At 46.7% G+C, this 4,873-nt stretch carries 7 protein-coding genes and 1 pseudogene; 6 read left to right on the top strand and 2 right to left on the bottom strand.

What is annotated here, in order from left to right:
* The 3 genes and pseudogenes from ABLA76_RS16515 to ABLA76_RS16505 form a co-directional block, all read left to right on the top strand.
* A pseudogene (locus ABLA76_RS16515) lies at positions 1-275 on the top strand (hypothetical protein); the annotation flags it as partial.
* 371 nt (positions 276-646) lie between these two features.
* Positions 647-1,105: a lysis protein gene (locus ABLA76_RS16510; protein WP_348988759.1), complete on the top strand. Its 459-nt coding sequence runs from the start codon at positions 647-649 to the stop codon at positions 1,103-1,105.
* Positions 1,105-1,305, top strand: a complete 201-nt coding sequence (locus ABLA76_RS16505) for a Lar family restriction alleviation protein (RefSeq protein ID WP_348988758.1) — start codon at positions 1,105-1,107, stop codon at positions 1,303-1,305. The genes ABLA76_RS16510 and ABLA76_RS16505 overlap by 1 nt, the downstream gene beginning before the upstream one ends.
* A 78-nt stretch (positions 1,306-1,383) precedes the next feature.
* Here the strand turns inward: ABLA76_RS16505 and ABLA76_RS16500 are convergent, their stop codons facing one another.
* Both ABLA76_RS16500 and ABLA76_RS16495 read right to left on the bottom strand, forming a co-directional pair.
* The gene (locus ABLA76_RS16500; RefSeq protein ID WP_348988757.1) at positions 1,384-1,560 is read right to left on the bottom strand and encodes a hypothetical protein; all 177 of its coding nucleotides are present in this window, start codon (positions 1,558-1,560) and stop codon (positions 1,384-1,386) included.
* 422 nt (positions 1,561-1,982) lie between these two features.
* Positions 1,983-2,132 carry a hypothetical protein gene (locus ABLA76_RS16495; protein ID WP_348988756.1) on the bottom strand — a complete coding sequence of 50 codons (150 nt, stop codon included), beginning with the start codon at positions 2,130-2,132 and terminating at the stop codon, positions 1,983-1,985.
* A gap of 174 nt (positions 2,133-2,306) precedes the next feature.
* Here ABLA76_RS16495 and ABLA76_RS16490 point away from each other — a divergent pair, with 174 nt between their 5' ends.
* Genes ABLA76_RS16490 through ABLA76_RS16480 form a run of 3 tightly spaced genes read left to right on the top strand, consistent with a single transcriptional unit; the run spans position 2,307 to position 4,864 of the window.
* Complete coding sequence (locus ABLA76_RS16490; RefSeq protein WP_348988755.1) at positions 2,307-2,840, top strand: hypothetical protein; 534 nt, start codon at positions 2,307-2,309, stop codon at positions 2,838-2,840.
* Positions 2,841-2,850: 10 nt separating this feature from the next.
* Positions 2,851-3,378 (top strand): hypothetical protein, encoded by a 528-nt coding sequence (locus ABLA76_RS16485; RefSeq protein ID WP_348988754.1) that lies wholly within the window; start codon positions 2,851-2,853, stop codon positions 3,376-3,378.
* A 1-nt stretch (position 3,379) separates the two neighbouring features.
* Positions 3,380-4,864, top strand: a complete 1,485-nt coding sequence (locus ABLA76_RS16480; RefSeq protein ID WP_348988753.1) for a terminase — start codon at positions 3,380-3,382, stop codon at positions 4,862-4,864.
* Positions 4,865-4,873: the final 9 nt, after the last annotated feature.

Here is a 4,873-nt window from a genome sequence, read left to right as displayed (position 1 = left end):
GATGGCAGAGAAAAGAGCGGGAGCCAACAATGACGAGAGGCATTCGTAATAACAACCCGGGCAATATCGACTACATCCCGGCGAATAAGTGGCAAGGTCAAATTGGAATCGAAACAGGTGTAAAAAATTCTCGGTTCTGTCTGTTTGAATCACCGGAATATGGTATCCGGGCACTCATGAAGTTGCTGACCAATTACCACAAAGGCGGGCATAATAGCGTATCCAAGATGATTAATCGCTATGCTCCAAATAGCGAGAATAACACCTCAGCCTAATCAAGGGTGTTGCTAATGCACTGAATGTAGACCCGAATCAGGTTCTGGACATCAATAAACCCACATTGATTGCGCTGGCTAAGTCCATCATCCGGCACGAGAACGGCAAGCAGCCTTATTCAGATTCCGTGTTTGAAAAAGCGTGGTCACTGTTATGAGCAATTACTATCAATTAGTCCGGTGTGAAAACTGCCACAAGATACACACTGATGCTCCGTTTGGGGCTGGTTTTGAGAATAGATTTAATCATCGTAGATTTTGTAAGCATTGTGGCAGTGAAAAGGGTTTCTACGATTCCATAGAAAAGTGGATTTCTACATCAAAATGGTGGAACCCTCGATCGTGGGGTTATGGGTATTGGGTGAAGAAAAATGAAACTCAATAGCCAGCACTTCACCCTCGGTGCTTTTGCTGTCGTCGCTGGCCTGTTCTGGTTCTATTACAGTGAGTATCAGGACAAGGCCAAGGAATACCGTAGATTAAAGCTGCAGTATGACGAGCAGGTCGCCATCAACACCGACCAGCAAGAGCGCATCCAGCAACTCCACGAACTAGATACCCGACACACTCAGGAACTCGCCAATGCCAAGACTGAAATCGACATTCTTCGGGCTGATGTTGCCGCTGGTCGTCGCAAGCTGCGCATCAAAGCCACCTGTCCCGTGTCTGAAACCACTTCCTCCGGCAGCGTGGACGCTACAACCACCGTCGAACTCACTGGAGAAACTGGATCAACTGTTCTCGATATCCGAGCAGGCATCATCAACGACCGGGCAAAATTAAGATATTTGCAGGATTATGTCGGGACTGAGTGTAGGAGAATACAATAATGACAGACGAACTCAAACCGTGCCCGTTTTGTGGTGGTGAATCCGATGTCTCTGAGGAATTTGGCGGTAAATATTATGTCTACTGTGGTGATTGTTCAGTTGAACAGACCGAACCCTCCGAAACTGAGGAGGAGGCAATAGCAGCATGGAATCAGAGAGAACACCCCGTCACCTCAGAGCAAATGATTCTGGGGTGGTGAGAGTAAATACCGTGTCATTACGAGAGGACGGCGGGAATGCTACCGTCCTTGCTTGATTTATTGGTCTGTTCAAATTGGTTAATTTGGCGGGGTTACCGGAACAGGAGGAACTACATCGCACCATGGAAACACAGGGATTAACTCGCAAATAGGATCTAAAGGATCCCCCAAGGAAGCACTGGAAATATTGGCGTAAGTTTGCAGTGGTAGAATAGCCGAACCCGCCAACAGGCAAAGAAGAAGATATTTTTTCATTTTATTCACCCTATATTTTGCTGACTACAACAAAGACTAATAAATCCAGTAAACCCATTTCCACACAATAACAAGCGAATAATACTTAACAATTAGTTACTCTCTGAAACTAAATGAAATATTTCTGTGTCCATTCCCTGAGTGGCTACAGGAATAACCCATGCTGCCACCCCGTTCCTACCGCGTACCCAGCGCACACGGGCTGGTGGCATTTTTATTTCCAACTGTAGACATACCTCCATGGTTGATTTATGTACTGGACAAAAGAAATAAATTCATTGCTTTTCAATGTGTTATTTGGACACAAGGGGCTGGGCAAAACGGCTTAAGCATCTGTTTTTACGTCACTGTTTTGTGCGCACCTCTATCGGGAGTATCGATATCGATACTCCTTTGCGTCGGGTTATCGCCGTCTGTTTGTATTAGCTATGACATGCTTCCTTGCCATCGAGCGTACAGACAGAATCAAAAATAACCCATGCCCCCGAAGAAGACGGGTCATTATCAGCAACATCCGCTGTAGGCAGGCGAAGGGGTGTGACAGCCGGAGAGACGGCCTGCATTGCCATCATAATTCACCGAGTTGTGATCGCCATGTAGTCGAAGAGCCAAAGTCCGATGATGAGATATTGGACGATAAGTTACTTGCTGAATGTTTTTTCAGCATTTTATATAACCACAGTACAAAAACTGTCGGGGTTATATCAACCAGACCAGTTAATTATTCTGATTTATGGAGAGCAAACATGTCACAAGGTACAGCAACATCCACATTCACTGTCGGTATCCAATACGACACTGAAACATTAAGCCAGCTTGAATCACAGCTAGAACGCATTGCTGAACTGTTGGATCGCATTGATGGACAAGCCCGTGACGGGTTTATCGAAAAGCGCGTTAATGCCATGCTGAGTGGTGTTAAGGGGTTAAGTCAGGATGCCAAGACCTATCCCGCAGGTATGACGCTGGCAGTAGATGAAGGAATCAAGGCTGGGGTTACTGCTGATAGCTTCAAGGTATGTGGTTCAGAAGGGAAAGTAAGAGTAGCTGTTACTCCATTGGAACTGGCAGTAGATATAAACGCCAATGCCATAATCAATGAAATAGAGAAAGCATATAGAGGGACTGCTAAGCAAGCACGCCTGAGTTCGGCCGTCATTAACTCAGCGAAAATACCCAGCATCCCTGATGACGATCACATTCGCCATATAGCCCTTAAAGAGATACTACTGTTTGTCAATCGAGAGCAAACTAGGAAAGGCGGGCTGTTTTCAAGATAAGGAAAAGAAAATGGCTAAACCAGATTGGGAGGCCATCGAATCGGCTTACCGGGCTGGTTCGCTGTCAATTCGTGAAATAGCATCTAAACACGGTGTTAGTGACACAGCAATAAGGAAAAGAGCCAGTTCTAATGGTTGGCAAAGAGACCTTGCTGATAAGGTAAAAAAAGTGACAAGAACTAAGTTGGTTCGCAGTGAGGTTCGCAGTGAGGTTCGCAAGGCTGGTTCGCAGTCAGAAGTGCGAACTGATGAAGAAATAATAGAGCAGGCAGCCAGTGAAGCGGCGGAAGTTGTTCTTGGGCATCGCGTCGATTTGGCTAGATGGCGGGGTATCGCAAACAAGCTGGGTAATTTTCTTGAAGATGTCGAGTTTACCGAAGAAAACCACACTTCATTGTCACGTTCATTGGTCGCTGGCGTTGATGCTCAGATTAAAGTTATTAAGGCTGAACGTGAAGCATACAACATTGATAGCGGCAATAAGAGTACATCAACTGACTCCATATCTGATCTGATGGACGAACTCTCTAAGGGATAACATGAAGCCGGAACATTTAGCGTTACTGCGCGATAAACTCTGGCGACTCAACAACCTCTACTGGATAACCAACAAAGAAGGCCGCCCTGTCCGGTTCAAAATGACGCCAGAGCAGTTGGAGTATTTCGAAGGAATTCACACTCGCAATATCATTCTTAAAGCCCGCCAGTTGGGATTTACTACGGAAGTTTGCATTATCCAGCTTGACGCCGCCTTGTTCGAATCCGCCAAGTGTGCCCTGATTGCTCATACACTCAATGACGCAAAGCGACTGTTTCGGGAAAAGGTCAAGTACGCCTATGACAGATTGCCGGACGAGATTAAGGCCGCCAACCCTGCCAGTAATGATGCGGCGGGTGAGCTGGTGTTTCGGAAAGGTGGCTCGCTGTATGTCTCGACTTCATTCCGTGGTGGCACATTGCGTTACCTGCATGTTTCTGAGTTCGGGAAGATATGCGCCAAGTTCCCCGATAAAGCCAGAGAGATAGTCACCGGTGCATTTGAGGCGGTATCAACCGACTGTTTCACAACGATAGAAAGCACCGCAGAAGGACGGGCCGGTTATTTCTTTGACTACTGCCAGACAGCCGAGAAAGCACAGATACAAGGCAAGCAGTTATCCAATCTTGACTGGAAATTCTTTTTCTTCTCTTGGTGGAAGAACCCACTCTATGCGATTGATCCGGTAGAGCCAATACCACAACGACTGGTTGATTACTTCGCAGAGCTGAGAGCAAAACACGGTATCAATCTTACAGAACGCCAGCAGGCTTGGTATTTCGCCAAAGAGAAAACGCTGGGCGACGATATGAAGCGGGAATACCCTTCTATCCCGGCCGAGGCATTCCAGCAATCTGTCGAAGGGGCCTATTATTCTAAGCAGTTCCGCTGGCTGTATGAGAATAAACGCATTGGCAAGTTGCCGGACAACTCACACCTGCCTGTTCATACGTTCTGGGATATCGGAGTCGGTGACTCTACGGCTATTTGGTTCGTGCGTGAGGTGGGGGATGAGTTTCATGTCATCGACTATTACGAGAACTCAGGTGAAGGACTACGGCACTACATGAAGATGCTAAAAGATAAGGGTTATACCTACGGTGAACATTGGGGGCCGCATGATATCGATAACCGTGAATTTGGGGCTGACGCGAAATCACGCCGAGAGTTGGCGCGAGAAGGTTATGAAATCGACGGTCAAAAATATTCGATGATATTCAAAGTAGTACCAAAGGTTGGGGTTGATACTGGTATCGAATCCGTGCGTGAGATCCTGCCTCGCTGTGTATTTGATGAAGAGAAATGCGGTGAGGGCATATCCCATCTGGAAAGCTATCGCAAAGAGTGGGACGACAAGCGTGGCTGTTGGAAAGATAAGCCGCTGCATGACTACACGTCCCATGATGCAGATGGGTTCAGGTATTTTGCGGTGAGCAGACGAAACACCAAACGCCTCACTAAAACAATTAATTTTAACTGGAACTAACATGAATAC

The sequence above is a fragment of the Xenorhabdus sp. SGI240 genome (genome assembly GCF_040081915.1).
GTDB classification, from domain to species: Bacteria; Pseudomonadota; Gammaproteobacteria; order Enterobacterales; family Enterobacteriaceae; genus Xenorhabdus; species Xenorhabdus bakwenae.
This window is presented reverse-complemented; position numbering and strand designations above follow the sequence as displayed.